The sequence below is a fragment of the Qipengyuania pacifica genome, from assembly GCF_019711555.1.
Classification (GTDB): Bacteria; Pseudomonadota; Alphaproteobacteria; order Sphingomonadales; family Sphingomonadaceae; genus Qipengyuania; species Qipengyuania pacifica.
On record NZ_JAIGNQ010000002.1, the window covers coordinates 413,232 to 440,157 of the forward strand.

The 26,926-nt window shown below is 62.4% G+C and carries 25 protein-coding genes; 18 read left to right on the forward strand and 7 right to left on the reverse strand.

Annotated elements, in window-relative coordinates:
• Positions 1-9: 9 nt before the first annotated feature.
• A complete protein-coding gene (locus K3177_RS07275; protein WP_221597724.1) occupies positions 10-1,278 on the reverse strand; it encodes a heavy-metal-associated domain-containing protein in 1,269 nt (422 codons plus the stop codon).
• 69 nt (positions 1,279-1,347) lie between these two features.
• On the opposite strand from K3177_RS07275, the gene purM reads away from it, so the two are divergent.
• Genes purM through K3177_RS07290 form a run of 3 tightly spaced genes read left to right on the forward strand, consistent with a single transcriptional unit; the run spans position 1,348 to position 4,616 of the window.
• Positions 1,348-2,457 carry a phosphoribosylformylglycinamidine cyclo-ligase gene (gene purM, locus K3177_RS07280; RefSeq protein WP_221597725.1) on the forward strand — a complete coding sequence of 370 codons (1,110 nt, stop codon included), beginning with the start codon at positions 1,348-1,350 and terminating at the stop codon, positions 2,455-2,457.
• Positions 2,450-3,415, forward strand: coding sequence for a phosphoribosylglycinamide formyltransferase (gene purN, locus K3177_RS07285; protein ID WP_221597726.1), 966 nt, complete (start codon positions 2,450-2,452; stop codon positions 3,413-3,415). The genes purM and purN overlap by 8 nt, the downstream gene beginning before the upstream one ends.
• 4 nt (positions 3,416-3,419) lie before the next feature.
• Positions 3,420-4,616 (forward strand): sulfotransferase family protein, encoded by a 1,197-nt coding sequence (locus K3177_RS07290; RefSeq protein WP_221597727.1) that lies wholly within the window; start codon positions 3,420-3,422, stop codon positions 4,614-4,616.
• A gap of 58 nt (positions 4,617-4,674) precedes the next feature.
• Here the strand turns inward: K3177_RS07290 and ndk are convergent, their stop codons facing one another.
• The 4 genes from ndk to K3177_RS07310 form a co-directional block, all read right to left on the reverse strand.
• Positions 4,675-5,097: a nucleoside-diphosphate kinase gene (gene ndk / locus K3177_RS07295; RefSeq protein ID WP_103024849.1), complete on the reverse strand. Its 423-nt coding sequence runs from the start codon at positions 5,095-5,097 to the stop codon at positions 4,675-4,677.
• A gap of 82 nt (positions 5,098-5,179) precedes the next feature.
• Positions 5,180-5,722 (reverse strand): hypothetical protein, encoded by a 543-nt coding sequence (locus K3177_RS07300; RefSeq protein WP_221597728.1) that lies wholly within the window; start codon positions 5,720-5,722, stop codon positions 5,180-5,182.
• A gap of 31 nt (positions 5,723-5,753) precedes the next feature.
• A complete protein-coding gene (locus tag K3177_RS07305; protein ID WP_221597729.1) occupies positions 5,754-6,203 on the reverse strand; it encodes a DNA polymerase III subunit chi in 450 nt (149 codons plus the stop codon).
• Positions 6,204-6,266: 63 nt separating this feature from the next.
• The gene (locus K3177_RS07310; RefSeq protein ID WP_221597730.1) at positions 6,267-7,727 is read right to left on the reverse strand and encodes a leucyl aminopeptidase; all 1,461 of its coding nucleotides are present in this window, start codon (positions 7,725-7,727) and stop codon (positions 6,267-6,269) included.
• Positions 7,728-7,827: 100 nt separating this feature from the next.
• Here K3177_RS07310 and K3177_RS07315 point away from each other — a divergent pair, with 100 nt between their 5' ends.
• From K3177_RS07315 to rsmA, 4 genes are all read left to right on the forward strand, one after another.
• Positions 7,828-10,215 (forward strand): LPS-assembly protein LptD, encoded by a 2,388-nt coding sequence (locus K3177_RS07315; RefSeq protein WP_221597731.1) that lies wholly within the window; start codon positions 7,828-7,830, stop codon positions 10,213-10,215.
• Between the two features lie 129 nt (positions 10,216-10,344).
• A complete protein-coding gene (locus K3177_RS07320; protein ID WP_234003259.1) occupies positions 10,345-11,691 on the forward strand; it encodes a peptidylprolyl isomerase in 1,347 nt (448 codons plus the stop codon).
• A gap of 8 nt (positions 11,692-11,699) precedes the next feature.
• On the forward strand, positions 11,700-12,707 hold the full coding sequence (gene pdxA / locus K3177_RS07325; RefSeq protein WP_221597732.1) for a 4-hydroxythreonine-4-phosphate dehydrogenase PdxA: 1,008 nt from the start codon (positions 11,700-11,702) through the stop codon (positions 12,705-12,707).
• A gap of 74 nt (positions 12,708-12,781) precedes the next feature.
• A complete protein-coding gene (gene rsmA, locus K3177_RS07330; protein WP_196846540.1) occupies positions 12,782-13,606 on the forward strand; it encodes a 16S rRNA (adenine(1518)-N(6)/adenine(1519)-N(6))-dimethyltransferase RsmA in 825 nt (274 codons plus the stop codon).
• Between the two features lie 12 nt (positions 13,607-13,618).
• Here the strand turns inward: rsmA and K3177_RS07335 are convergent, their stop codons facing one another.
• Entirely contained in the window at positions 13,619-14,212 is a 594-nt protein-coding gene (locus K3177_RS07335; protein ID WP_196846541.1) for a DnaJ domain-containing protein, read from the reverse strand.
• Positions 14,213-14,296: 84 nt separating this feature from the next.
• Here K3177_RS07335 and K3177_RS07340 point away from each other — a divergent pair, with 84 nt between their 5' ends.
• The 5 genes from K3177_RS07340 to K3177_RS07360 are packed head-to-tail and all read left to right on the forward strand — an operon-like array spanning position 14,297 to position 17,888.
• Positions 14,297-14,545, forward strand: a complete 249-nt coding sequence (locus tag K3177_RS07340) for a BolA family protein (protein WP_196848132.1) — start codon at positions 14,297-14,299, stop codon at positions 14,543-14,545.
• Entirely contained in the window at positions 14,542-15,273 is a 732-nt protein-coding gene (locus K3177_RS07345; RefSeq protein ID WP_345725371.1) for a glutathione S-transferase, read from the forward strand. The genes K3177_RS07340 and K3177_RS07345 overlap by 4 nt, the downstream gene beginning before the upstream one ends.
• Complete coding sequence (locus K3177_RS07350; RefSeq protein WP_196846542.1) at positions 15,270-16,160, forward strand: pirin family protein; 891 nt, start codon at positions 15,270-15,272, stop codon at positions 16,158-16,160. The genes K3177_RS07345 and K3177_RS07350 overlap by 4 nt, the downstream gene beginning before the upstream one ends.
• A gap of 10 nt (positions 16,161-16,170) precedes the next feature.
• Entirely contained in the window at positions 16,171-16,983 is an 813-nt protein-coding gene (locus K3177_RS07355; RefSeq protein ID WP_196848134.1) for an SDR family NAD(P)-dependent oxidoreductase, read from the forward strand.
• Positions 16,984-16,985: 2 nt separating this feature from the next.
• Complete coding sequence (locus K3177_RS07360) at positions 16,986-17,888, forward strand: alpha/beta fold hydrolase (protein ID WP_221597733.1); 903 nt, start codon at positions 16,986-16,988, stop codon at positions 17,886-17,888.
• 3 nt (positions 17,889-17,891) lie between these two features.
• Here K3177_RS07360 and K3177_RS07365 read toward each other — a convergent pair whose 3' ends face one another.
• On the reverse strand, positions 17,892-18,983 hold the full coding sequence (locus K3177_RS07365) for a DUF2332 domain-containing protein (RefSeq protein ID WP_221597734.1): 1,092 nt from the start codon (positions 18,981-18,983) through the stop codon (positions 17,892-17,894).
• A gap of 36 nt (positions 18,984-19,019) precedes the next feature.
• On the opposite strand from K3177_RS07365, the gene hisG reads away from it, so the two are divergent.
• From hisG to K3177_RS07395, 6 genes are all read left to right on the forward strand, one after another.
• The gene (gene hisG, locus K3177_RS07370) at positions 19,020-19,676 is read left to right on the forward strand and encodes an ATP phosphoribosyltransferase (RefSeq protein ID WP_196846545.1); all 657 of its coding nucleotides are present in this window, start codon (positions 19,020-19,022) and stop codon (positions 19,674-19,676) included.
• Positions 19,676-20,965 carry a histidinol dehydrogenase gene (gene hisD / locus K3177_RS07375; protein ID WP_221597735.1) on the forward strand — a complete coding sequence of 430 codons (1,290 nt, stop codon included), beginning with the start codon at positions 19,676-19,678 and terminating at the stop codon, positions 20,963-20,965. Before hisG ends, hisD begins: the two co-directional genes overlap by 1 nt.
• Positions 20,962-21,414 (forward strand): transcription antitermination factor NusB, encoded by a 453-nt coding sequence (gene nusB / locus K3177_RS07380; RefSeq protein ID WP_103024864.1) that lies wholly within the window; start codon positions 20,962-20,964, stop codon positions 21,412-21,414. Before hisD ends, nusB begins: the two co-directional genes overlap by 4 nt.
• Positions 21,415-21,437: 23 nt before the next feature.
• Positions 21,438-22,271 carry a thiamine-phosphate kinase gene (gene thiL, locus K3177_RS07385; RefSeq protein WP_221598099.1) on the forward strand — a complete coding sequence of 278 codons (834 nt, stop codon included), beginning with the start codon at positions 21,438-21,440 and terminating at the stop codon, positions 22,269-22,271.
• A gap of 147 nt (positions 22,272-22,418) precedes the next feature.
• Positions 22,419-24,584 (forward strand): sodium-translocating pyrophosphatase, encoded by a 2,166-nt coding sequence (locus K3177_RS07390; protein WP_221597736.1) that lies wholly within the window; start codon positions 22,419-22,421, stop codon positions 24,582-24,584.
• Between the two features lie 198 nt (positions 24,585-24,782).
• On the forward strand, positions 24,783-26,852 hold the full coding sequence (locus K3177_RS07395; RefSeq protein ID WP_221597737.1) for an alpha/beta hydrolase family protein: 2,070 nt from the start codon (positions 24,783-24,785) through the stop codon (positions 26,850-26,852).
• Positions 26,853-26,926 lie beyond the last annotated feature (74 nt).

Below are 26,926 nucleotides of genomic sequence, written 5' to 3' on the forward strand. Positions count from 1 at the left end.
GCCTGCGTCTCAGCGACTGATGGCGAGCGCGTTGCTGCCCTGGCTGACGGTAAAGCCCCGTGCGCGTAGGGCATCCGCCAGTTGCGCAATCGTGCCGGAATAGCTGACCGTCATCACCGACGTCCCACCGATAGCGGTGCTACGGATACCCGTATTGCGGACACCGGGCGTGCCCCGCACCGAACTGACGGCTGTATCGAAAGCAGATGCATCGGGGGTCGCGACCTGCACAGTATACAGCGCGACGGAACCTTCGGGCGGAGGCGTGCGGATCGGCGCAGCCGTGATTGCATCGCCGCTCTCGGTCGTCGGCTCTGCAGTTGCTGCGGCCTGATCCTGCGCACGGACCGATCGTCCGAGTTCGAGCAGGCGCTGCAGCGCCGGGCTGAGTTCCGGAGTCCCGATGTTGAGCGTCGGATCGGGTTTGAGCGTGCCATTGGCCAGCGCGGTTTCGAACAGACGATTGAAGCGGACAACGGCCTTATCCAGCATGGCCGGCAGTTCGGCGGGCGACGCTGCCGTCATTTCGAAGCTACCCAGGAAGTAGTCGTCCGGCCCGAACCTTGCGGTGAACGTACCTTCGACGGGACCGCCCGGATAGGTATACCGCAGATTGGCGATGGGCACGAGCACATCGGCGGCGCCGAACTGGTCAAGTGCATTGCGCCACCACGTGCGGCTGCGCCGGCCAGTCTGTCCATAGGTCAGCAAAAGCGAATCGCCGCCGGCGCCTGCGGGCCTCACGTAATCGATCCGGCTCTGGCCCGCCTGGTATTCAGCCCAGGCCCGTTGCCATGGATTGCGCTGCTCGTAGATCATCTGCGTGCCTGCCGAAACGGTTACCGGCAGGAGCAGCATGGGTGCGGAACGGGTCGCCTCGCCTTGCGCCCCAAGATAGCGGGATGCCCGTTGACGATCGAAAACCACGCCGAGCGTGGCGATATACCGCTTGGGACCCAGTCGCTCGCGTTCGATGACGATGGCTGACACGAGCCCTTCGATCTGCGAATCGCTCAATTCGGGTCCGTCGAGACGCTCCCAAGCCTTTCGCTGCGCTTCGACCCAGGCTTTCTCGCGGGCTTCGGTACCGGTGTCGGCATGTACATCCACTTCGACACCCGAAACCTGGATATCGCTGGTCGACGCGACCGGCGCGATACCACGTTCACCCCCGACTTGCGCCCATACGGCGACGCCCAGCGCGCAGAAAGCGGCCAGCATGATCGCCAATATGGCGGGACGGCGAAGGGCGTGCTGAAGGGAGATAGCTTGGCTCATGGGGAAAACAGGGCGCCTTTTGCCCAAAGGCAACTGGAAATCCAAGCGCGAATGCGTAAGGCGGGTGTCATGAGTGACGAACCGCGCCAGAACACCCCGTCTTACACCTACGAACAGGCAGGTGTTTCAATCGAGGCGGGCAATGCTCTCGTCAAGGCCATCGGGCCTCTGGTGAAGGCCACCATGCGCCCGGGTGCCGATGGCGAAATCGGCGGGTTCGGGGGCTTTTTCGATCCCAAGGCTGCGGGCTATAAGGATCCGCTGCTGGTGGCAGGCAACGATGGCGTCGGCACCAAGCTGAAGCTCGCCATCGATAGCGGCAAACATGACACGGTCGGAATCGATCTCGTTGCCATGTGCGTCAACGATCTGATCGTTCAGGGGGCCGAACCGCTTTTCTTCCTGGACTATTTCGCCACCGGCAAGCTCGAGAATGGCGTGGCCGAGCGGGTGATTGCCGGCATTGCCGAAGGCTGCAAGCAGGCAGGTTGCGCGCTGATCGGTGGTGAAACGGCGGAAATGCCGGGCATGTATGCCGCCGGCGATTACGACCTTGCCGGTTTCTGTGTCGGCGCAGTCGAGCGCGGGGAGCAGTTGACGGGCGAGCGTGTCGCGCCGGGACATATCCTTCTCGGTCTCGCGAGTTCGGGAGTGCATTCCAACGGCTATTCGCTGGTTCGCAGGCTCGCAGAAGACAAGCTGTGGAATCTCCACCGCCCTGCCGTATTCGATCGGGACCGGCTGCTTATCGACGCGCTTATCGAGCCGACGCGGATCTATGTGAAGACGCTGCTGCCCTTGGTGCGCGACGGGCTGATCGATGCGATGGCGCATATTACCGGTGGCGGCCTGCTCGAGAACATTCCCCGCGTGCTGCCTGCTGGCGCGCATGCGGAAGTCGATGCGGATGGATGGGAGCAACCGGGACTCATGGCTTTCCTTCAGGCCCAGGGGAATATCGAGCCGGCCGAGATGGCGCGCACGTTCAACTGCGGCGTCGGCATGGTGCTGGCCGTCGAACCCGCCAATGTCGAAATAGTACGCGACCGCCTTGAAAAAGCAGGAGAAACCGTCCTTGCCGTGGGGCGCATCGCCGAAGGTGACAAGGGCTGTACGGTGAAAGGTTCGGCCGGCACCTGGTCGGCGCGCGATAGCTGGTCGGCGACGCATAATGCCTGACAAGGCGCGGGTCGCGGTCTTCGTTTCCGGACGGGGGACGAATATGGCGGCGCTGCTTTATGCGAGCCGGTTGCCGGGGTGTCCTTACGAGATCGGCCTGGTGGCATCGAACGATCCGGAAGCCGAGGCGCTGACGCTGGCTGAGGCCGAAGGCGTTGCGACTTTCGCGCTGTCCCACAAGGGGATGAAGCGCGCCGAGCATGATGCGGCGATGGAACAGGCGGCGTTGGATGCCGGGGCGCAATATATTGTTCTTGCTGGATATATGCGCATCCTGACCCCCGAGTTCGTGAGACGCTGGGAAGGCCGGATGCTCAATATCCACCCGTCCCTGCTACCCAAATATCCGGGTCTCGACACGCATGCGCGGGCCATTGCGGCAGGCGATTCGCATGGCGGAGCGAGCGTGCATCTGGTCACCGAAGAGCTCGATGCGGGCGAGGTACTGGGCCAGATCAAAGTGAAGATACATGTCAATCATACGTATGATTCGCTTGCCGAACACGTCCGACACGCCGAACACCAGCTCTATCCCCGGGTCCTGGCCGATTACGTTTCCCGAGGGAGCGACCCGGAGTGGCTGCTGGGCCGCGTCCGCGAACTGGCGCTGGCCCTGCCCGAAACGCACGAACGCGAAAGCCACGGTTCGCCCGGCTTCCGGGTGGGCACGGAAAAGTCGGGCAAGTTCTTCGCCTATTTTTCCGACCAGCATCACGGCACACCGCATATTTCGCTGCTGGTGAAATGTTCGAGCATGGACGAGCTTGAAGGCCTCGTCGAAGCGCAGCCGCAAGCCTATTACAAACCCGCCTATTACGGCGCGGCAGGATGGATCGGCGTGATCCTGAACCGGCCCGGCGTCGACTGGGAGAGTGTCGCAGACTGGCTTCAGCGAAGCTGGCGTGCTGTCGCGCCCAAGAGCGTGACCCGCCTGCTCGACGTAGCGGACGAATTCTGACCGCATGGCCAGCCCGCCCCGCCCCCACCCGCTCGCCCGCGCAAAGCCTGCCATATGGGCCGACCGGGCGGTCCAGGCACTGTGGGATGGCGGTGTCACGGCGAAACCCCCGCTCGAGCCGGAGTTCCTGTGGTCGGTTGGCAGCCGGGGCTTCGACAGCGAAGACGAGCATGCGGGCCGCAGCGAAGCCGAGGTCGAGGATTTCCGCACCCGGCTGGATCGGCTTTGCACAAGCCTGAGAGGTGAGGCGAATTTGAGCGCGCTGGGTCACACCATGGCATATGGGCAACTGACGTCCGCCATCCGCAAACGCCATGCACTGGGCCGCATCTGGCGCGAGAGCCCCGAGCTTGCCACGACACAGATTGCCCCGCCGATCCTTATCGTGGGGCAGATGCGAACGGGCACGACCCGCATTCACCGGCTGATCGCCGCCGATCCGCGCCATACCGGCACCCGGTTCTGCAACAGCCATTATCCCGTGCCGGCCAAGCCCGACCTGCGCCCACTGAAGGCGGGTGCCGCACTGGCCATCGCGCGGCGCATCAATCCCTGGCTGGACACGCTGCATCCGTTCGGCGCCACGCGCATCGACGAGGAAATCGGCTGGCTTGCCGCCGCCCTGTCACCCGCCACGTTCGAAGCGCAGTGGCACATTCCCGAGTTCGTCCGCTGGAGCGAGGCGCGCGACCCTGGACCGGTCTATGCGGAGTTTGCGCGCATCCTGCGTACCGATGCCGCCACCATGGGCGACGAGGCCCTGCCCCGCGCGATCAAGTGCCCGCAGTTTTCGGAAGACCTGCCTGCCCTGCTGGCGCAGTTTCCCGAGGCGCGCGTGGTCGTGACACATCGCGACAGTCAAGCGGTGCTGGACAGTTCCGTGTCGCTGATCGCCAGTCAGATGGCATTCCAGAGCGGTCAGGCCGACCTTGCCACGATACAGGCCGAATGGGGGCGCAAGCTGGCCCTGCGAGACGAGCGGATCGAGCAGGCGCTGAGCGAGTTCGAGGGGCACGTTGCCCGCGTCGAATTCGATGCGCTGGGCGCAGACTGGCGCCGGGAAATCATCCGTATCTATGCCGCGCTGGAGATCGAACAGCTCCCCGCCGCACTGGCCGAGATCGAGCGCGAATACGAACGGTCGAACACCGGGGCGCATCGCGAGCATCGATCGCAGATCGCCCGCTTCGCCGAAGCCTAGATACGACAAGGCCCCGCCGCATCGCTGCGACGAGGCCTGTCATCGTCCAGCGGAAAAATCAGCCGACGATTTCGTCTTCGTTGAAGAAGAATTCGATTTCGATCTTGGCGTTTTCGTCGCTGTCCGAACCGTGGACCGAGTTTGCTTCGATCGATTCGGCGAAGGCCTTGCGGATGGTGCCTTCGTCGGCATCGGCCGGATTGGTGGCGCCCATCACGTCGCGGTTGCGCTTTACAGCGTCTTCACCTTCGAGAACCTGCACGACGACCGGACCCGAGATCATGAAGTCGACCAGTTCACCGAAGAAGGGGCGTTCCTTGTGGACCGCGTAGAAGCCTTCGGCCTGTTCGCGGGTCATCTGGATGCGCTTCGAAGCGACGACGCGCAGGCCGGCTTCTTCCAGCATCTTGGTGACGGCGCCGGTCAGATTACGACGGGTGGCGTCGGGCTTGATGATCGAAAAGGTGCGGGTAACCGCCATGGGACTGTTCCTTGCGTAGGGATTTTATGGGGAGAGAGTTCTCGCGCGCGCCCCTAGCGCCGCGCGCGCGACCCGGCAAGATTCATTCGAGGCCGCGCCCGATGGACAGTTGCGCCCTGGTGGTATCCCGATCCCGCGTAGCGGTGAGCGAGAAGCTGGTGCCATCCCCGTTTTCGCCGCCGATCATCGTCATCGGTCCGGACTGCAACGAGGTCGCGACGTCGATCCCGGCGGCATCGGCTTCGTTGCGGTAATAGCCCACCAGCTCGTCGAGCGGGGCGTCCGTTTCCAGATTGATGAGGACGAGAAGGCCATCCGCCTGTTCCACCCGGGTGTTGTTGGTGATCGTCGCGTCCGGATAGACGGTGAAGCCGGAAGGCAGGCGAACGGGGACCTTTTCCCCGGAACGCATGGTGGTGGTGGTGCCATCGTTATCGGTGAAACGCGCCCGCGTTTCCCCGGTTTTGCGGTCGATGTCGTAAGACCCGCGCGGCTGGACCGACTGGGCGGCATCGCCGGTTCCTGACGCGCCATCATCGCCCTTCTCGCTGCTGCAGGCGCCCAGCGCCAAGACTGCGAGGATCGTGGCGGCGACGTTCGGGGCATGCGGGAATCGGTTCATCATCAACCGATGCACGACTGGCCGAAGAGTTCCGTCAGCGCCCTTCGCGCCAAGCGCCGTTTTCGTCCTGCTTGTTGATCCGGTTGTCGATCGCATCGTCTTTCGCGAAGCGCCGCCACAGATCCGCCGCCGCATCGCGCTGCGCGGCATCGAACATCAAGAGCACGCGATCGAAGGCCAGCGCTTCGTCACGCCAGCGCCCGTCGACGATCATCGCCATGCGCGCTTCATTGGGAGCATCGCAATTTGCCGAGAGCAGGATCGGCTGGCGCGCCGCATGCGGGCTGTCGGCCATGCCATTGGCGAGAAAGGCCGCGCCCCCCTGCTCCCACAGGACCTTGGACAAGCGGGTGCGCTGGTCTTCGTCTTCACTGACGACGACCAGCCGTTCGCCCGCCTGCAGCACCTTGCGCGCAAGCTTCGCTACGGTCACGTCCACCGGATCGCGGCTGAGCTGGTAGAAATCGACGCGGGTCTGGCTCATCGGGGTCCTGTCGGTTCGATCGGCGGGCGCAATGTGCAGCCGCCGATCGAGGATTGGGCTGTCCTATTTCTCCAGCGTGTCGCGCACGAAGCGGTCGACGAGACGCACGCCATAGCCGGTCGCGCCCTTGTTCCAGATCCGGCCCGGCTTGTCGGACCATACCATGCCCGCAACATCGACATGCGCCCAAGGCGTATCGTCGGAGATGAAGCGCTGGAGGAACTGCGCCGCCGTGATCGATCCGGCCGCGCGGCCACCGATGTTCTTCATGTCGGCAATCGGGGAATTGATCAGCTTGTCGTAAGCGCGGTCGATCGGCATGCGCCAGTTGCGATCGCCGGTGATTTCGCCGGCATCGTGCAGGTCTTTCGCCAGCTTGTCGTCATTCGAGAACACACCGGCAAATTCATTGCCCAGCGCGATGATCATGGCGCCGGTCAGGGTGGCGAAATCGATGATGCGTGCAGGCTGGAATTCTTCCTGCGTCCAGTGCAGCGCATCTGCGAGCACCAGACGGCCTTCGGCATCGGTATTGAGGACTTCGATGGTCTGGCCGCTCATCGAGGTGACGACGTCACCGGGGCGCTGGGCCTTGCCGTCGGGCATATTCTCGACGAGGCCGACGACGCCCACGACATTGGCCTTGGCCTTGCGACCGACGAGAGCGAGCATCGCCCCGGCGACCGCTCCGGCGCCGCCCATGTCCCATTTCATGTCTTCCATACCCGGTCCGGGCTTGATCGAGATACCGCCCGAATCGAAGGTGACGCCCTTGCCGACGAGCGCGGTGGGGGCTTCATTACTTGCGCCGCCATTCCAGCGAATGGCGAGGATGCGCGATTCCCGATCCGAACCGAGACCGACGCCGAGCAGCGAGCCCATGCCGAGCTTTTCCATCTGCGCTTCGTCCAGAACGATCAGTTCCGCGCCGGTGCCTTCGAAGCGCTGCTGGCAACGTTCGACGAAGGTTTCCGGATAGAGGATGTTTGCCGGTTCGGTGATGAGTTCGCGCGTGAATTCAACGCCGGTAGCGACATGAGCCATGTCTTCCCACGCGGCTTGCGTTCCCTCGGGCGCGCCGACCACGGTGACCTTGGCCAGCGTGACCTTCTGGTCGTCCTTCATCTTGGTGCGGTAGATATCGTAGCGCCAGTTGCGCAGGCGCAGGCCGAACAGGACGCTGGCGGCTTCTTCGCCGGAAAGATTGCTGTCCGACAGGTCGAGCACGAGTTCATCGTTGCCGATCGACTGGTATTTGGCTGTCAGCGCGGCGCCGGCCTTTTCGAGATTGGCGAGGCGCGCATCATCCTTGGCGTCGCCCGCACCGGCGATCGCCAGGCGAAAAACCTGACCGTCGCGATCGACGAACCCGTCAAAGACCTGCCCGGTATTGCCCTTGAACCGCGCAGCTTCCATGCCTTCGGTCATCGCCTTATCGAGACCGACAGGAACCTTGCCCTTGTCGGTGACTTGGGCAACAAGGCGCGCGCTCTGCGGACGGGACTGGGTGAACTGAATTTCCATGGGATCTCCCAAAACAATTTCTGGTGGGGCTGGCGCAATTGGCAGCCGGCCTGCAAGGATGGCGATTGCGATTAGGCGTGGGCGGTGCGATAGGCAAGTGATGCTCCCGCCTGCCGAGTCAGCCAAACGAGCCAGCCGGGTGGCCATTCGTCCAGTGACACTGGCGGCGACAGCGCTGATCCTGTGCGCATCGGCACCGCTTGCAGCCCAGGCCGCGGCGGACGATGTCGGCACGGTCGAAGACCCGAAGGGCGAGCCGGGCAGCGAGCAGCCCACTGTCGATACAGCGGAAAATGTCGACGAGCTGCTGACGATACCCGAACCCAATGCCGGCCTCGACACACCCCCGCCCCCCACCGGCGCGGATGGCATCAATGCCGCCGGCGAACGCGAGATCGGGTTCGAGGCGGACATTCTCGAATACAGTTCGGAAAGCGACGTCGTTACGGCCAGCGGCAATGTCGTGCTGCGCAGCGGCGACCGTTCGCTGCGCGCCGATTCGGTCACCTGGAACGAGGATACGGGCGAGATCGTCGCCAACGGACGCGTCCGTTTCGTGGACGAGAACGGCAATCAGCTGTTTTCCGAACGCGTCGAGCTGACCGACGAGTTCGAAGCCGGGGCGATGGACAATCTGCTGCTGGCGCTGCGCCAGGGCGGCCGGCTGGCCGCCAATCGCGGCGTGCGCGAAAACGACGGCACGGTCGCGCTGGAAGATGCCGCCTACAGCGGGTGCGACGTGGTGACGCCCAAGGGTTGCCCCAAGGAACCGAGCTGGCGGATCACCGCAGAACGGGTGGTCTACAACCCCGACGAACAGCGTATCCGTTTTACAGGCGCCTATCTGGAACTGTTCGGGGCGCGCATCCTGCCTCTGCCGGGCCTGGCGCTGCGGACCGATGGCGGGCCGGTTTCCGGCTTCCTCGTGCCCGATCTGCGCGTGTCGCAGAGCAATGGCGTGGAAGTATCGGGCAGCTATTACATCCGGTTCGCGGAGAATCGCGACCTGACGCTGACCACCCATCTCTATACCCAGGCCGCGCCGATGCTGGCCGGGCAATGGCGGCACCTGACCGACCGCGGCGCCTATCAGGTTACCGGTTATGCCACGCACAGCCAGCGCATATCGACGCGCACCGGCGACCTGGTCGGGGAAGAGGAATTCCGCGGCTATCTTTTCGCCAACGGCAAGTTCCAGCTGAGCCCGAACTGGAGCCTGACCGGATCGATCCGCCGCGCGACCGACCGCACCTTCCTGCGCCGGTACGATATCAGCCGCGACGACCGGCTGCGGTCGATGGTCGAGCTGGAGCGGATCGGGAAACACAGCTACATCTCGCTCGCCGGCTGGGCCACGCAGACGCTGCGCCTGGATCAGCCGCAAGGCGAAGTGCCTATCGCGCTGCCGGTGTTCGACGCCCGCTGGCGTCCCGAAACCCCGATCATGGGCGGGCAGCTCGAACTGCAGGCCAACACGCTCGCCATCACGCGCGACATCGGGCAGGACACCCAGCGCGCCTTCGCCCGCGCGCAATGGGACCTGCGCCGCGTGACCGGCATGGGCCAGGTCGTGACGCTGACCGGCATGGTGCGCGGCGACGTCTATCATTCGGACGAGAACTTCCTCACCCAGACGCCGAGCTATCGCGGCAATCCCGGCTGGGAATATCGCGGTGTGGCGCTGGGCGCGGTGGATGTGCAGTGGCCCTTCGTGGGCGAAGCGTTCGGCGGAACGCAGGTCTTCACCCCGCGCGTCCAGTTCGTGGCGACGCCGCCGATCAGGAACCTCGCGATCCCCAACGAAGATGCGCGGGCGATCGATCTGGAAGATTCCAATCTCTTCGCGCTCAACCGCTTCCCGGGATACGACCGGGTGGAGGACGGGGCGCGTGTGACATACGGCGTCGACTGGTCGCTGCGGGTGCCCGACTGGGAAGTGAAGAGCACGATCGGCCAGTCCTACCGGCTCGACAACGATCGGGAGATATTCCCCGACGGGACGGGCCTGTCGGAAAAATTCTCCGATTTCGTCGGCCGGACGGAAGTGCGGTACCAGAATTTCGTCAAGTTTACGCACCGTTTCCGGCTGGACAAGGACAGCTTCGCCATCCGCCGCAACGAAATCGACGCGGCGGTCGGGTCGAGCAAGACCTATGCGGAACTGGGCTATGTCCGCCTCAATCGCGACATCACGCAGGTCGAGGATCTTCAGGATCGCGAGGAATTGCGCGGCGCGGTGCGCGTGGCCTTCGCCAATTACTGGTCGATCTTCGGATCGGGCGTGTTCAATCTGACCGACCGCGAGGAGGACCCGACCTTCGATTCCGACGGGTTCGATCCGATCCGCACCCGGCTCGGCGTCGCCTATCAGGACGACTGCCTCGAAATCGGGGTGACGTGGCGCCGCGACTACATCAGTTCGGGCGATGCGGAACGCGGCGATACCTTCCAGTTCTATTTCAGTCTGAGAAATCTGGGCTTCCGCTAGGCGGCGCTTGTTGGCACCTTGCGCCAAACACGCTATCCGGCGAGCGATTATCAGCTTCCGTTAAGCCGCATCCCTTCATGGCGACCGGCATATTGGCATCCAGACGTTGCCGTTAGATAGGTTCGACACGTGACTGCAAACATAATTTCCCGACTGCTTTCCGCTGCCGCTGCTGCCGGGCTGGCTACCGCGCCGATCGCGGGGCAGGCCCAGGACGCGATGGCGCAGGGCGACCTTCTCGGTCTGCCGAGCGACCTCAGCATGCTCACGAACAGCGACCCGAACAAGCGCGTCGCGACGGCAGTGGTGAACGGTTTCGTGATCACCCAGACCGACATCGACCAGCGCGTCGCGCTGCTCCTCGCCGCGAACGAACGCCCGGTGAGCGAACAGGAAATGATCCGCGTGCGCATGCAGGTGCTGCGCAATCTGATCGACGAAACGCTGCAGATCCAGGCGGCCCTCTCGCAGGAAATCGAAGTCTCGCAGGCCGAGGTCGACCAGACCTATGCCCGCGTTGCCGCCCAGAACTTCGGTCAGGAGCCGGGGAAGATGGACGATTATCTTACATCGATCGGCTCTTCGCCCGCAGCGCTGAAGCGCCAGATCACGGGCGAGCTGGCGTGGAACAATCTGCTGCGCCGCAACGTGGCCCCGTTCGTCAACATTTCGACCGACGAAGTGAACGAAATGATCGAACGCATGGAAGCCTCGCGTGGGACGGAAGAATACCGTCTTGGCGAGATCTACCTGTCGGCGACGCCCGAAACGTCATCCGCGGTTGAGGACAATGCCCGCAAGATCGTGGAACAGCTGCGTCAGGGTGGCAGCTTCGTCGCCTATGCCCGTCAGTTCTCCGAAGCATCGACCGCAGCGGTCGGCGGCGACCTCGGCTGGATCCAGCTGCCTCAGCTGAAGAACGAGCAGCTCGAACAGGTAGCCAGCGAAATGACCCCCGGTCAGCTCGTCGGGCCGATCGCTATTCCGGGCGGCTATTCGATCCTTTACCTGATCGACCGGCGCCAGGTGCTGATGGCCGATCCGCGCGATGCCGTTCTCAGCCTCAAGCAGATCCAGATCGGATTCGATCCGGGTACGACCGAGGCAGCGGCCCAGCAGCGCGTCGCCCGCTTCACCGAAGGCGTGCAGAAAATCCGTGGCTGCGGTGACGCAGAAAACGTCGCCGCCGAACTCGGCGCGAATGTCGTGACCAATGATCAGATCCGCGTCCGTGCCCTGCCGGAGCAGCTGCAGAACATCATCCTGCAACTGCAGGTCGGCCAGTCCACCCCGCCCTTCGGCTCGTTCGAAGAAGGCGTCCGGGTGCTCATGCTGTGCGGCCGGGACGATCCGAAATCGGCTGCCGGTCCGGACTTCAACCAGATCATGGGCCAACTCGAAGAAGATCGCATCGAAAAGCGTGCCCAGCGTTATCTGCGCGACCTGCGCAACGACGCCTACATCGAGTATAACTGACACCGATCATGGCTCCCCTCGCCGTTTCCCTTGGCGATCCGGCGGGGATCGGGCCTGAGATCATAGCGGAAAGCTGGGCGCGGCGTCAGGAATCTGGCATCGCGCCCTTTTTCGTGGTCGGGGGTGCAAGCGTACTGGCCGAGGCAGCCCGAAGGCGTGGCCTCGCTGTCGAAATCGAAGTCATTTCGGATCCTGCGAAGACGGCCCTTGTCTTCAACCGGGCGATACCCGTTCTTGGTACCGAAGATGTGGCTGCCACGCCGGGAAAACCCGACGAGCCTGGTGCCGCGCTGGCGCTGCATTCACTCGCCGAAGCGACGCGATACTGCCTGCTGGGTGCGTCCGCCGGTCTGGTGACAGCTCCCATCGGCAAGGCGCAACTGGCCAAGGTCGGTTTCGAATATCCCGGACAGACCGAATTTCTGGCAGAAGTCTGCGGACTGGCTCCGGATGAAGCCGTGATGATGCTGGCCGGTCCGAGCCTTCGCGCAGCTCCGCTGACCGTCCATTGCGCGCTGGCGGATGTGCCCGGACGGCTGTCGCAGGAACTCATCACGCGCCGCGCCCGGATCGTGGCTGCGGCACTGGCCCATGATTTCGGGATTGCAGACCCTCGGATCGCCGTGTGCGGCCTCAATCCGCATGCGGGCGAAAACGGCCGCTTCGGGGACGAAGAAGCGCGCATAATCGCGCCGGCCATCGAAACGCTGGTGGCAGAAGGTATCGCCATCACCGGCCCTCATCCGGCGGATGCGTTGTTCACGCTCCGTGCGCGCCAGACATTTGACGCGGCGCTGGCCATGTACCACGATCAGGCCCTGGTGCCGCTGAAGGCGCTGGATTTCGACGAGGGGGTCAATGTCACGCTCGGCCTGCCGATCGTGCGCACCAGCCCCGACCATGGCACCGCTTTCGATATTGCCGGTCGCGGCCTGGCCGAGCCGGGCGCGATGATCGCGGCCATGAAGATGGCCGGTGAAATCGCCGCCCGCAGGAAGCATGCGCTCGCAGGCTGAGCTTGTCGAAGGCGGCAGGATGGGGCAAGCGTCCCGGCTATGCTTCCACGAGCTCAGCAGAGCGGATTTAGCGCATGACCGCTCTCCCCCCCCTTCGCGAGGTGATCGCCCGCCACGGACTTTCTGCGTCCAAGGCCTTGGGGCAGAATTTCCTCTTCGACGAGCATCTTCTCGACCGGATCGCGGCCGTTCCCGGCGACCTTTCAGGCAAGCAGGTGCTGGAAGTCGGGCCGGGCCCCGGAGGGCTGACCCGCGCCTTGCTGCGTGCCGGCGCCCGCGTCACGGCGATCGAGATGGATCGTCGTTGCCTGCCCGCGCTTGCCGAACTGGGCGAGGCGTTTCCGGGACAGCTGCGCGTGATCGAAGGCGATGCGCTGAAGCTGGATCATGCGGAGTTGATGGGAGGCGAGCCTTTCGCCGTCCTGTCGAACCTGCCTTATAATGTGGGCACTGCGCTGTTCGTACGCTGGTTGGGCGGGGAACATTGGCCGCCCCTGTGGACCAGCCTCACACTGATGTTCCAGCAGGAGGTCGCCCAGCGGATTGCGGCCGAGCCAGGCGGTTCTGCTTACGGCCGCCTTGCCGTGCTGGCCCAGTGGCGCAGTACGGCAAAGCTGGCGATGAAGGTCCATCGCAGCGCCTTTACCCCGCCGCCGAAGGTGATGAGCGCGATCGTGCATGTCGAACCCACCGCCATGCCCGAAGGGGTGAGCGCGCGCATGCTGGAGCGTCTGACCGAAGCCGCGTTCGGCCAGCGCCGCAAAATGCTGCGTCAGAGTTTGAAATGCGTACCGGGCGCGGTCGAGGCGCTGGAAAAACTGGGCATCGATCCGCAGCGCAGAGCAGAGACGGTAACGGTCGCGGAATTCGTGGAACTCGCCCGGTCGCTGGGGCGCTGAGAGACCTGCAACCTATGCGATAGCGCGCGATTTGCGCAGCAGTTGGTACGCTTCCACCACGCGGCCAAGCCGGCTTTCGTATTGCCGATCCCCGCCATTGCGGTCCGGGTGATAGCGGCGCACCAGTTCCGAATACCGACGGCGCAGACGCCGCCGATCCGTGTTCAGACCCAGACCCATCGTTTCCAGCGCTTCTGCCTCTTCGCGACTGAAGCGGCCGTCCATCGCCATTTCTGCCTCGCGCCGGGCACGGCTCTTGATGCCAGCAGCGCGCGCGGAGATGGCTTCCAGCGGATCGTCGAAATCGGACCAGCGCGGCATCCCATCGACGCCCGCGGTTGGACGAAAACTGGGACTTTCGGTCCGCCAGCCCGCCCCAGGGGCCTGTGCGTTGTAGATTTCTTCGGCGCTCATCCCTTCGAACCAATCGTAGCCCGCATTGAACTCGCGCACATGCTCAAGGCACAGCCAGCGCCATTCACCCGGTCCGTCGAAACCATGCCCTCCGCCGCCCGGAGCGCGGAATTCGCCCGGTTCTTCGCAGGATGGATGGGCGCATACCCGCCCGGTGTCTTCGTATCGTCCGTGAAACTTTGTCTGGCGCATTCGTTCTAGGATGGGGAGCGAAGTGCGCTAAGGAAACCCCCGAAAAGGAGATTCGAACCCGTGGCAGGATCAGTCCAGCAGGAAATGGAAGACCTTCTGAAAGAAGCCTTCAGCCCCACGCGGCTTGAGGTAATCAACGACAGCGCAAAGCATTCCGGCCATGCCGGAGACGATGGTAGCGGCGAATCGCATTTTACCGTGGTCATCGAAGCGCCCGCCTTCGCCGACAAGTCCCGCCTCGAACGCCAGCGCATGGTCAACCGCGCTCTGGGCGACATTCCCGGTGAACGTGTCCATGCCCTCGCCATTCAGGCCTCGGCCCCGGTAACGTGAGCGGGGCCGACTACGATCTGTGGTACTGGCCCTCTATCCAGGGCCGCGGAAAATTCGTTCGCCTGTTGATGGAAGCGGCGGGGATTACCTATCGCGACCGCGCACGAGACGATGGCGTCGAAGCTCTGGTCGACGATATGGAACGACGCAGCAAGTCAGATGAATTTGCACCTTATGCGCCGCCCTATCTGGTCGAACGGGAGAGCGGGTTTGGGATCGCGCAGGTCGCCCATATCGTCACCTGGCTGACCGATCGCCACGGTCTGGGCGCGGGTGACGGGTCGAAGGACCTTCATCTGATCCAGCTGCAGCTGACCATTTCCGACATGGTGGCCGAGGTGCACAATGTGCACCATCCGATTGCAGGCGGCCTGTATTTCGACGATCAGAAGGATGCGGCGATCAGGGCTGCCGAGGCATTTCGTGAGGAGCGCATTCCCAAATTCTTCGATCATTTCGAGACCGCCCTCGGCATTTGCGACGGTCCGTTCGTTGCCGGCACGAAGTGGTCGCATGTCGACACATCGTTATTTCAGCTGGTTGCAGGGCTGCGTTATGCGTTCCCCAATCGGATGGCTGCGGTGGAGAGCGACTACCCCCGTCTGATAGCCTGCAGCAATGCAGTCTCGACTATCGAAGGGATTGCAGCTTATCTGGCAAGCGATCGGCGTATCGCATTCAACGAAGACGGTATCTTCCGTCATTACGAGGACCTCGACCCGGCATGAGCAATTTCGAGCAGACCCTAACCCCGACCACTCACGATCTGGGCCAGTTCGAAGTTCGACGGGTCTTGCCGGCCAAGACCCGCAGCATGGTGGGTCCGTTCATCTTCGTCGACCAGTTCGGCCCGGCGCAGCTCGATCTGGGTTCGGGAATGGATGTCCGGCCCCACCCGCATATCAATCTCGCCACGGTGACCTGGCTGTTTGAAGGCGCCATCGACCACCGTGACAGCATCGGCAGCTTTGCCACGATCCGCCCGGGTCAGGTCAATCTGATGACGGCCGGCAAGGGTATCGTTCATTCCGAACGTTCCCCCGAAGCGGAGCGCAAGGCCGGCCCCAGGCTTTATGGCATGCAGACATGGCTCGCCCTGCCGGACGGGCGCGAGGAAATCGATCCGGCTTTCGAAGCGGTGACCGATCTGCCGGTAATCGAGGACGGACATGCCAAGGCCATCGTTATCATGGGAGAATTGTGGGGCGAACGTGCGCCGACCACGACGCATGCCGACACGATCTACGCCGAAATCATTCTGGAGCCAGGCGGCATGATCCCGCTGGAGGAAGATGCCGACGAACGCGCGGTGATGCTGGTCGGCGGCGAAGCGTCGGTCGATGGGCACGCGCTGACGTTATACCAGCTTGCCGTGTTGCAGCCGGGCCGCGAAATGACTCTGGAGAGCAGGAGCGGCGCGCGCGTCATGCTGATGGGCGGCGAGGCGTTCACCACCAAGCGCCACGCCTGGTGGAACTTCGTCAGTTCAAGCCGCGAACGCATCAACCAGGCCAAGGACGACTGGCGCGAAGGGCGTTTCGGCACGGTGCCGGGCGAAGACGGGGAATTCATTCCCTTGCCTGACGGCGCGCCCAAGACGGTGACCTATCCATAAGGGGGATATGATGAGCTTCGAAGGCAAGACCGCCTGGATTACGGGCGCCAGCAGCGGCATCGGTGCAGCGCTGGCACGTGAATGGGCAAGCCGGGGCGCCAATATCATTCTGTCGGGCCGGGATGAAGCGAGACTGGCCGATGTCGCAGGCACGTTGCAGAACGAATCCCTGGTCCTGCCTTTCGACGTGCGCGACGATACGGCGATGCAGGCCGCGACAGAGCGCGCAATCGCCTGGAAGGGCGTGGACATTTTCGTGGCCAACGCCGGCGTGTCGCAGCGCAGTGCAGCCGTCGACACGGACATGAGCGTCTATCGCGAGATCATCGATATCGACCTGACCGCGCAGATCGCGGCAACACAGGCGCTGCTGCCGCATGTAACCGCGCGTGGCAGCGGGCACCTGCTGTTCATCAGTTCCATTGCGGGCAAGGTCGGCGTGCCCATGCGTACCGCCTATTGCGCGGCAAAGTTCGGGCTGGTCGGCTATGCCGATGCTCTGCGCGCCGAACTGTCGCAATCGGGCATTTCGGTCCACGTGGTCTGCCCGGGTTCCGTCGCCACCGACGTGAGCCGCAATGCGCTGACCGCGGATGGCAGCAAGCGCGGGCGCAGCGACAAGGTGATCGATAACGGCATCGATCCGGCCGAAGCGGCCAGTCGCATCGTCAGCGCAGTCGAGGCGAACCAGCGAGAAATCATCGTGGCGGAAGGCAGGGAAGAAGCGATGGGCGAATTGCGCCGCACGCCCGACCAGTTGCTCGATCAGGTCGCGGGCATGGTTGCCGCCGGTTACATGGAGAAGATGAAAGCGGAGGAGTGACCATGGGGCTGGAACAGAAGCGGATTGCGCTGGGCAATGGAATCGAACTCGATGTGGTCGATGAAGGGCCTCGCGACGCGCCGGTGCTGATCTTCCTGCACGGCTTTCCCGAGAGCCACCGCACCTGGCGCCATCAGATCGCGCATTTTTCCGACCGCTTCCGCTGCATCGCGCCGGACCAGCGCGGCTATCGCGGATCGTCCAAGCCGCAGGCGGTGGCCGACTATTCGCCCGACAAGCTGGTAGGCGACATCTTCCTGCTGGCCGCTGCGCTGGGCGTTAGGGACTTCACCATCGTCGGGCATGACTGGGGCGGCGCGATCGCATGGGGTGTAGCACTGGCCGGCCAGGATACGGGCCGCGTGACCCGCGCGGTAATCGCCAACGCACCGCATCCGCAGGTCTTCCAGAAGCTGCTCTACACCAGCAAGGTTCAGCGCGAAGCCAGCCAGTACATGCGTGGTTTCCGCGATCCGGCGAACGACGCGCTGGTGCGCGAACACGGGCTGGGGGGGATCCTGATGCAGGAAATCAAATGGGATGCGCCCGACCGGATGGAGCCGGAAGAACGCGCGATGCTGCTGGAGGACTGGCAGGACCGTGATGCCGCCTTTGCCATGCTCAACTGGTATCGCGCCAGCCCGATCGACGTGCCCCCGATGGATGCGCCGTTCGGATTGCCCGAAGGCTGGACCGCCCCCGCCCTGCCCAAGTTGCGCCTGCCGACCCTGGTTATCTGGGCGCAGGACGATCTGGCCCTGCCGCCGGAAAATACGGCAGGTATGCGCGAGTGCATTGAAGATTTCACGCTGGTCGAGGTGCCCGACTGCGGCCACTTCGTACCATGGGAAGCGCCGCTCGCCGTCAACGAGGCGATGGAGACGTTCTTGACGCGTACGGCATAGTGGTCAGCCCTCCCACTCAATCCACGATCCATGGGGGTGGGCCGTGGCGAGCTTATGCCACGCCTGCCCGCCGGGCCAATATCGCACGGTCAGTTCATGGCGGTGCGTATCGCGATTGGCTTCCAGGCTGATCCAGGCAAGTGGCTTGTCCTTACCCGCCTCTTGGCCGGCCTGTTCCATCATCTCCACGATCCCTTCCCGCTCTTCTTGCGGGATATACTGCCAGACCACCGAATGCATCAGGACGCGGGTCGTACCCTCCTGCTGAGGCCGGGCAAGGCGATCGCGCAGGAAATCCGCTGCGCGCATTCGTGCCACCTCGGGCGGGAAGGTATTAGCCGCCGCGATTGCAGCGTCCATCCGGGCGAACCGTTCGGTGAATTCGGGCCAGATGAACGCCTTGAGGCGCAGCGCCTGCCTATCATCGGTCAGATCGACCGGTGCAACATCGCAACCTTCGGCGGCGATGATATTGAAATCGCGATCCGGCGGAGGTTCGCCGCGCCACTCCGGCGTCAGGTGAATACGCGAAGACTTCGGTCCTACAGCCACTCCGCCCAGATCGTAGCGATAACGGCGCATCATCAGATTTATTCCCGCGCTCGAACCAATTTCAAGTAGGTCGAACTCGCCGGGAAGCCCGTGATCGACCAACCACAGAAATGCCGCCGCATATCCGGCAGACCGGCCCGCCTCATTGGTCTGCGGGGGCCCATCGAGCCACGGCATCAAATATGGTTCGTGCCGCTCTATGGTATCGGCGATCAATTCAGCCGCATTGTTCGGCCCAAGCCCTTCGTATATCGGCGCAAGACGCGGTTCCTCGCCGCTCAGATGAAGCGCGTGCAACCCGCCAGCCAATCTCAGTGGCAGGGCATCGGCCAGCGCCGGCCCCGCCCATCGTCGCGCTCGGCGCATTACCGCACCGCCGCGTTCGGTGTCGATCAAGTCACGCAAGGCCTGGCATACCGTGGCCGTGATGGCAGCGTTGCTGGACCGGCAATAGGCAACTTGGTTTTCGAAAGCCCGCGCAACCGCATCCGGGCCCGTAGCTTCGGGATCGCTCGCGACATATTCCGCTTTGTCGATCGTCATTGCCCTTTGGCCTCCTGCTGCCTATTTGCGCAGCCCATGAACGACAGCCTGACCTTCGCCGTTCCCAAGGGGCGGATCCTCGACGAGGCCCTGCCTGTCATGGCGCGTGCCGGCGTGGTGCCCGAAGATGCCTTTCACGACAAGGCCAACCGCTCGCTGACTTTCGCGACGACGCGCGACGATATGCGGCTGATCCGCGTGCGCGCATTCGACGTGGCGACTTTCGTCGCGCATGGCGCTGCGCAGATGGGCATCGTCGGGTCGGACGTGATCGAGGAGTTCGATTATGCCGATCTTTATGCGCCGGTCGATCTCGATTTCGGACATTGCCGGCTGTCGGTTGCCGAGCCGAAGGAAGGCGCAGCCAGTGTCGACGGGGCCAGCCACCTGCGTGTCGCGACCAAATACCCAAACCTGACACGCCGTCATTTCGAACGGCAGGGTATCCAGGCCGAATGCGTCAAGCTGAACGGGGCGATGGAAATTGCACCTGCACTGGGGCTGGCGGGGCGGATCGTCGACCTCGTTTCCACCGGAACCACACTGCGCGAAAACGGCCTGGTTGAAACCAGCCGCATTCTGGACATCTCCGCCCGACTTATCGTCAACCGCGCCGCCTTGAAGACCGATCCGCGCGTCGCTGCGCTGGTCGAGGAATTCCGCGCCGACGCTGCCCGGCGCGAGGCCGCCTGATGCAGTTTCTGCGCACCAGCGACGCCGATTTTCCCAAGAAATTCGATCGCGTCGTGCGAGACAGGCGCGAAAGCGACGCTCAGGTCGGGCGGGATGTCGCAACGATGATCAACGAAGTGCGCGAACGCGGCGATAGCGCGCTGGTCGAATACACGACCCGCTTCGATGGGCATCACCTCACACGGGATAGCGACTGGCAGATCCCGCTGGAGGAATGCCGCGCTGCCTACGAAGCGCTCGACGCCGATCTGCGCGACGCGCTCGAACTCGCCGCATCGCGCATCCGCGCCTATCACGAAGGCCAGCTACCTTCTGGCCGCGACTACACCGATGATATCGGCATGCGCCTTGGGGCGCGCTGGCGGCCGGTTGATGCCGCCGGTCTATATGTACCCGGGGGCCGCGCAGCCTATCCGTCTTCCCTTCTGATGAACGCGATCCCTGCAAGGGTTGCCGGGGTGGAGCGCCTCGTCGTCACCACACCCACGCCGAAAGGCGAGGTCAATCCGCTGGTTCTGGCGGCTGCCCATATCGCCGGGGTCGACGACATCTGGCGCGTCGGCGGGGCACAGGCCGTGGCCGCGCTCGCCTACGGTACGAAACGGATCGGCAAGGTCGATGTTATCGCCGGACCGGGCAACACCTGGGTCGCAGAAGCCAAGCGCCAGCTTTATGGCGTGGTCGGCATCGACATGGTGGCAGGGCCGAGCGAAATTCTCGTGATCGCGGATGGCAACAACAACCCTGACTGGATCGCTGCCGATCTGTTGAGTCAGGCGGAGCATGACCCGACGAGCCAATCGATCCTGATTACCGACAGCGAAAACCTTGCCCGTCAGGTCGAGGATGCGGTCGACATCACCCTGATGAAATTGCCGACGGCGAAAACTGCGAAGGCAAGCTGGGACACCCATGGCTTGATCGTACTGGTCGATAGCCTCGACGAAGCCCCTGCCCTGTCCGACCGCCTCGCTGCCGAACATGTCGAGCTTATGGTCGACGAACCGCAATCCCTGTTCGACGCCATGCGCCATGCAGGCAGCGTGTTTTTGGGCCGACACACGCCCGAGGCAGTGGGCGATTATATTGCCGGGCCCAACCACGTCCTTCCCACTGGGCGCCGCGCCCGCTTTGCAAGCGGATTGTCGGTGCTTGATTTCATGAAGCGCACCAGTTTTATCGACGCCTCCGAAGCTGCCCTTGCGGCCATCGGCCCGGCCGCGGTGAAACTGGCGGAGGCAGAAGGTCTCCCCGCGCACGCCCTATCGATTTCGACGAGACTGAAATGAGCCAGAATTCCAGATCCCAGGCCCGCAGCGCCGCTCGCCTCGGCGCCGTTCAGGCGCTCTACCAGCAGCAGATGGAAGGCACGCGCCTTGCCAAGCTGCTTGACGAATTTCACCAGCACCGCCTTGGCCGCGTCATCGAGGACGAGGAATATGCGGAAGCCGATGTCGACTTCTTCGACGACATCGTCGGCGGGGTCGAGGCCCGGCGCGAAGAGATCGACGGCAAATTGACCGCGCGGCTGGCCGAGGGCTGGACGCTGGCAAGGCTCGACAAGACCATGCTGCAGATATTGCGTGCCGGAACCTACGAACTGATCGCCCGGCCAGATGTGCCCAAGGCCAGCGCGATCAGTGAATATGTCGATGTCGCCAAAGCCTTCTTCGACGACCGCGAGGCGAAGTTCGTCAACGGCGTCCTGGATGCTGTGGCCAAGGATGCCGGACGCTGAACGAAGCCGGGTTCATCTCTGCGCTGAAGGCGCTGGCAGATAATTCGGCAGCCCGTGGGCTGGAAGATGACGCCGCAGTTATCGAAATAGGCGGCGAACGCCTTGTCCTGACGCATGATACGCTGGTTCAGGGCGTCCATGCGCGCGAGGATGAAGACCCGGCCGATATCGCGTGGAAACTCATTGCGGTGAACCTTTCCGACCTTGCAGCGAAAGGTGCGCAACCGGTCGGCGTGCTCGTGTCCCATATGCTGGGCGACGATGACGATCGGTTTGCACAGGGCCTTGGCGAAATTCTGGAAGCTTACGACGTACCGCTTCTGGGAGGCGATACGGTTAGGGCCGATGGACGGCGGGTCTGGGGTTGTACCGCGATTGGAAAGGCCAGCAGCGCTACCGTGCCGGACCGGCGCGGCGCGCAGGCGGGTGATGCCATTTACGTCACCGGCGTTCTGGGGCGTGCAATGCTGGGCATGGAGGAGCGTGGCTCCGGCAGTACGAACGATCTCGCCTATCGCCGGCCGCAGCCGCTACTGGCGGAAGGCCAGTCGCTTGCCCCCCTTGTGAGTGCGATGATGGACGTGTCGGACGGGCTTCTCCTCGATAGCTGGCGTATGGCGCAGGCGAGCAGGACATGCTTCGAAATCGAGGCTGGCAGCATTCCTGCAGCCGATCCCGAACGACGCGAGGAATGCATGCGCTGGGGTGACGATTATCAGCTGCTCTTCACCATGTCGGACGGTAACCCATTGCCCGTATGGGCCACCCGCATCGGCACCGTCCTTTCGGGCCCGCCGGGGCTCCTCCTCGATGGTGACATGCTGACACCCGAAGACGGCCTCGGCTACCGACATTGATCGCTTGCGCGCATCATGGCTAGCAGGCGAAGATTGCTGCGCATTTCGGCCTTGTCACGCAACATAGGCCCCTTATACCCCTAGCCCAGATGGTTCTGCGTTTCCCGCGCAGACCGCATATAAAATCAATCGGGAGGGGAAATTTCAGTGGACCTTGTTTTCATAGCAATTGCGCTGGGGCTGCTTGCCGTCGTGTACGGCTTCGTCACCAGCCGCCAGGTGCTCAGTTCCGGCGCCGGCAACGAAAAGATGCAGGAAATCGCCGCGGCCATTCAGGAGGGTGCGCAGGCCTATCTCAAGCGCCAGTATACCACCATTGCCATTGTTGGTGTGGTCGTGGCGGTGCTCGTCTTCATCTTCCTCGGCATTATCCCGGCAACCGGCTTTGTGATCGGCGCGATCCTTTCGGGCGTTGCAGGCTTCATCGGGATGAATATCTCGGTACGCTCGAACGTCCGCACGGCTGCCGCTGCGCAAAGCGGATTGCAGCAGGGTCTCACCATCGCGTTTCGCGCCGGTGCCATCACCGGCATGCTGGTGGCGGGCCTCGCCCTTCTCGCGATCGCGGTTTTCTTCTGGTACCTCGTGGGCCCCAGTGGTCACGCGCCCAACAGCCGTGAGGTGATCGACGGCCTGGTAGGTCTGGCATTCGGCGCCTCGCTCATTTCCATCTTCGCGCGTCTGGGCGGCGGTATCTTCACCAAGGCAGCCGACGTTGGCGCCGATCTGGTCGGCAAGGTGGAAGCCGGCATTCCGGAAGACGATCCGCGCAACCCTGCCGTGATCGCCGACAATGTGGGCGACAATGTCGGTGACTGCGCCGGGATGGCGGCCGACCTGTTCGAAACCTATGTCGTCACCGTCGGTGCGACCATGGTTCTCACCGCACTGCTGCTTAAAGGACTGGGCGATTTGCTGATGCCGATGATGGCGCTACCGCTGCTGATCGGCGGTGCCTGCATCGTGACCAGCATCATCGGAACCTATTTCGTTAAGCTCGGCAAGGGCAGCACGAATGTGATGGGCGCGATGTATAAAGGCTTCCTCGTCACCGCACTGCTCTCGATCCCGCTGATCTGGATCGTAATCAATGTTGCCCTTGGCGGCATGGACACCGTCATCGGAGGCAGCACGGTAACGGAAATCGTTGCTGCAACCGATGGTACCAATCTCGCAGAAGAGGGGCTTTCCGAACAGATCGGCGGTTTCACCGGCTGGTCGCTGTTCTACTGCTCGCTCATCGGTCTTGCGATTACCGGCCTGATCATCTGGATCACCGAATATTATACCGGCACCAACTATCGCCCGGTAAAATCGATCGCCAAGGCATCGGAAACCGGCCACGGCACCAATGTCATCCAGGGTCTGGCCATCAGCCTTGAATCGACCGCATTGCCGACGATCCTGATCGTTGCGGGCATCATCGCCACGTTCCAGCTCGCAGGGCTCATGGGCATTGCCTATGCTGCCACCGCCATGCTGGCCCTGGCGGGCATGGTCGTGGCGCTGGATGCCTATGGCCCTGTCACCGACAATGCCGGAGGCATCGCGGAAATGGCTGGCCTCGACGACAGTGTGCGGGAAAAGACCGACCTGCTCGACGCCGTGGGCAATACTACCAAGGCGGTGACAAAGGGCTATGCTATCGGATCTGCCGGCCTCGCCGCGTTGGTCCTGTTCGCAGCCTACACCACCGATCTTGCCGAATTCTTCCCGAATGCGGACGTCGATTTCAGTCTTGAGAACCCATACGTCATCGTCGGCCTGCTGCTGGGCGCGCTGCTCCCCTACCTGTTCGGTGCAATGGGCATGACCGCAGTAGGCCGCGCCGCGGGCGATGTGGTGAAGGACGTGCGTGAACAGTTCGCCGGCGATCCGGGCATCATGGCCGGCACCAGCAAGCCGAACTATGCCCGCACGGTCGATCTCGTTACCAAAGCGGCGATCAAGGAAATGATCGTGCCTTCCATGCTGCCGGTACTGGCCCCGATCGTGGTCTATTACGTGATCACGCTGATCGCTGGCCAGGAAAACGGCTTCGCTGCGCTCGGTGCACTGCTGCTCGGGGTGATCGTGGGCGGTATCTTCGTCGCATTGTCCATGACCGCCGGTGGCGGCGCATGGGACAATGCGAAAAAGTACATCGAAGACGGCCATCACGGCGGCAAGGGCAGCGAAGCGCACAAGGCTGCAGTGACCGGCGACACCGTGGGCGATCCCTACAAGGATACGGCAGGCCCGGCGGTAAACCCGATGATCAAGATCACCAATATCGTTGCCCTGCTGCTGCTGGCGGCGCTCGCGACTGGCTGATTTTTCGTCGTCTTACGCAGCAAGGATACCCCACTCGGAACCATCCGGGTGGGGTTTTTCCTTGCGGTTCGTCATCACGGCTGCATTATAGAAGCAGGGGCGGGGAATCATTTCCCATTTTACTGCATCTGCGCAACGAGAACGCGTTGATCTCAAGGGTACCGTCCCGCGAGTTTCAAACAGGGACGCAGAATCTAAATGAAAACTTTCAAAATTTCCGTTCTGAGCAAGGCAAGCGCTCTCGCTCTGGGGCTTTCGATGTCAGCTTCGTTTGGCGTGTTTCCGCAGCAGGCGAAGGCACAGCAGTCGCCGCCTCAGGTTCCGGAAACTGTTGAGGGCCGCATACCGGTGGCGGAGTTTGTAAAACAGCCAAATATGGGGCGCGTAAAGATCTCGCCCGATGCGACTAAGCTAGCTTATGTTGCCGGACGGGACGGGCGTGAAATGCTCGTGGTGTTAGACCTCGAGACGATGCAGGAATTGCCAATTCTCGCCGCTAATGAGGCACGCGAAAGCGGTGATCGCACAATGAGCGAATATCGCTGGATCGGAAATGACCATGTAGTGGCCACCGTTATCAGCCGCGAAAATCTGTATGGACAGCTTGCCGACTTTCGGCGCCTCGTTGCTTTCGATGTAAAAACTCGGCAATCAATCCCGCAGGCTTGGCGCGACGCCGGGGGAGACGCTGGCGCGATCCTTCATATCGATCATGATAAAGGCAAGTACCTGCTGCAGCGGGACAGCGTCGCCAACAGCACTGAACGTTGGGGATTTCCAGAGGTTGTCGAAGTGGATGTATCCACGGGCAAGTTCGAAATGGTCCAGCGCACCAATCCGGTGGTGCGTGCGTGGGTCGCCGACAGCGATGGCGAAATTAGAGCAGGTTTCAACAGCAACCCTGACGACGGCAAGTTTCGGATGCTTTATAAAGCGGACGGCGAACGGAATTTTAAAACCGTCTATAACGAGGCGGACGAGACGCGGGTAGGAAGCATCCCTACGCCCGAACTTTTCATACCGGGCACAGACATGGCCTACACCATCTCCAATCACGATGGTGTAGACAAAGTGTACAAAATGAACATGAAAACGATGGAAATCGTTGAGACTGCATTTGAAACCGAAGGGTTCGATGTTCAGGGAATTATTCCCAGCAAGGACGATTCCAAACTTGTCGGCGTTCGCACTTTTGATGGCACGATGCGACTTGTATGGACCAATGAAAACCTGAAAACCGTACAAACCATTCTTGATGAAACTTTCGGTCAGGACAAGGCGACCATTGTCGACTGGTCGAACGATTTCATGACGCAGGTGATTTATGTCGGGGGGTTAGAGCGAAATGGCGGATACTATCTGTACGATCTGAAGAGCGGAAAATTCAGGTTGCTGAACTGGGATCGTACCGCTTTGAAGGATGCACCTCTGAACCCGGTGAAGGCGGAGTGGTATACGGCGAGCGACGGCACCAAAATTCAGGCAGTCGTGACTTATCCTCGCCACCGACTCGGCGAAAAAAACTTGCCGGTAATTGTCATGCCGCACGGTGGTCCGTTTCTTGCACTGTCTGCGACGAACAGTACCGAACCTTGGAACCAGCCTTTGGCTGAGCAAGGCTATGTTGTGATCCAGCCGAATTATCGCGGTTCCGGCGGGTATGGCAAAGAATTCGTCAAGATCGGTCGCCAACCGGGCGGATACGGCAAGCGAATGCAAGATGATCTCAACGATATACTGACCGAGTATGGAAAGAAGGGCATCATCGATCCGACGCGCGCGTGCATAATGGGTTGGTCATATGGCGGCTATGCCGCCGCACGCGGAGCGCAGCGTGACCCCGAGCTTTGGAAGTGCGCAATTGCGGGCGCCGGCGTCTATGATATGCCCATGATGAACAAGTGGGATTCCAAGAACCTTGGTCGTTTTAGCAGTGGTTTCCAAGCGACATCTGAAGACCCTGAAGGTATCAGTTCCGCTCGCAATACTGATGGGCCATGGGCGCCAATTCTGATCGTAACAGCTAAGCGGGACGCTCGCATTCCGATGGAACAGGCGGAAACGCTTGTCGCCAATCTTCGGAAATCAGGGAAGGTCGAAGGCAAGGATTACCGCTACATTGTGCAGGAACAAGGTACGCATAACTTGCCGTATGACGACGTGCATATCCAATGGATCGAGGAGGCCTACGCTTGGCTGGAAAGGTTTAATCCTGCTTATATTCAAACCGACAAGACACCTGAGCCAAGCTTGATGGATTTCAACTGACAAAAATCCTCAGGCAAATTCTTCGAGCGGCGGTATCTCTAGGTACCGCCGCCCTTTGCGTTTGGCGCATTAAG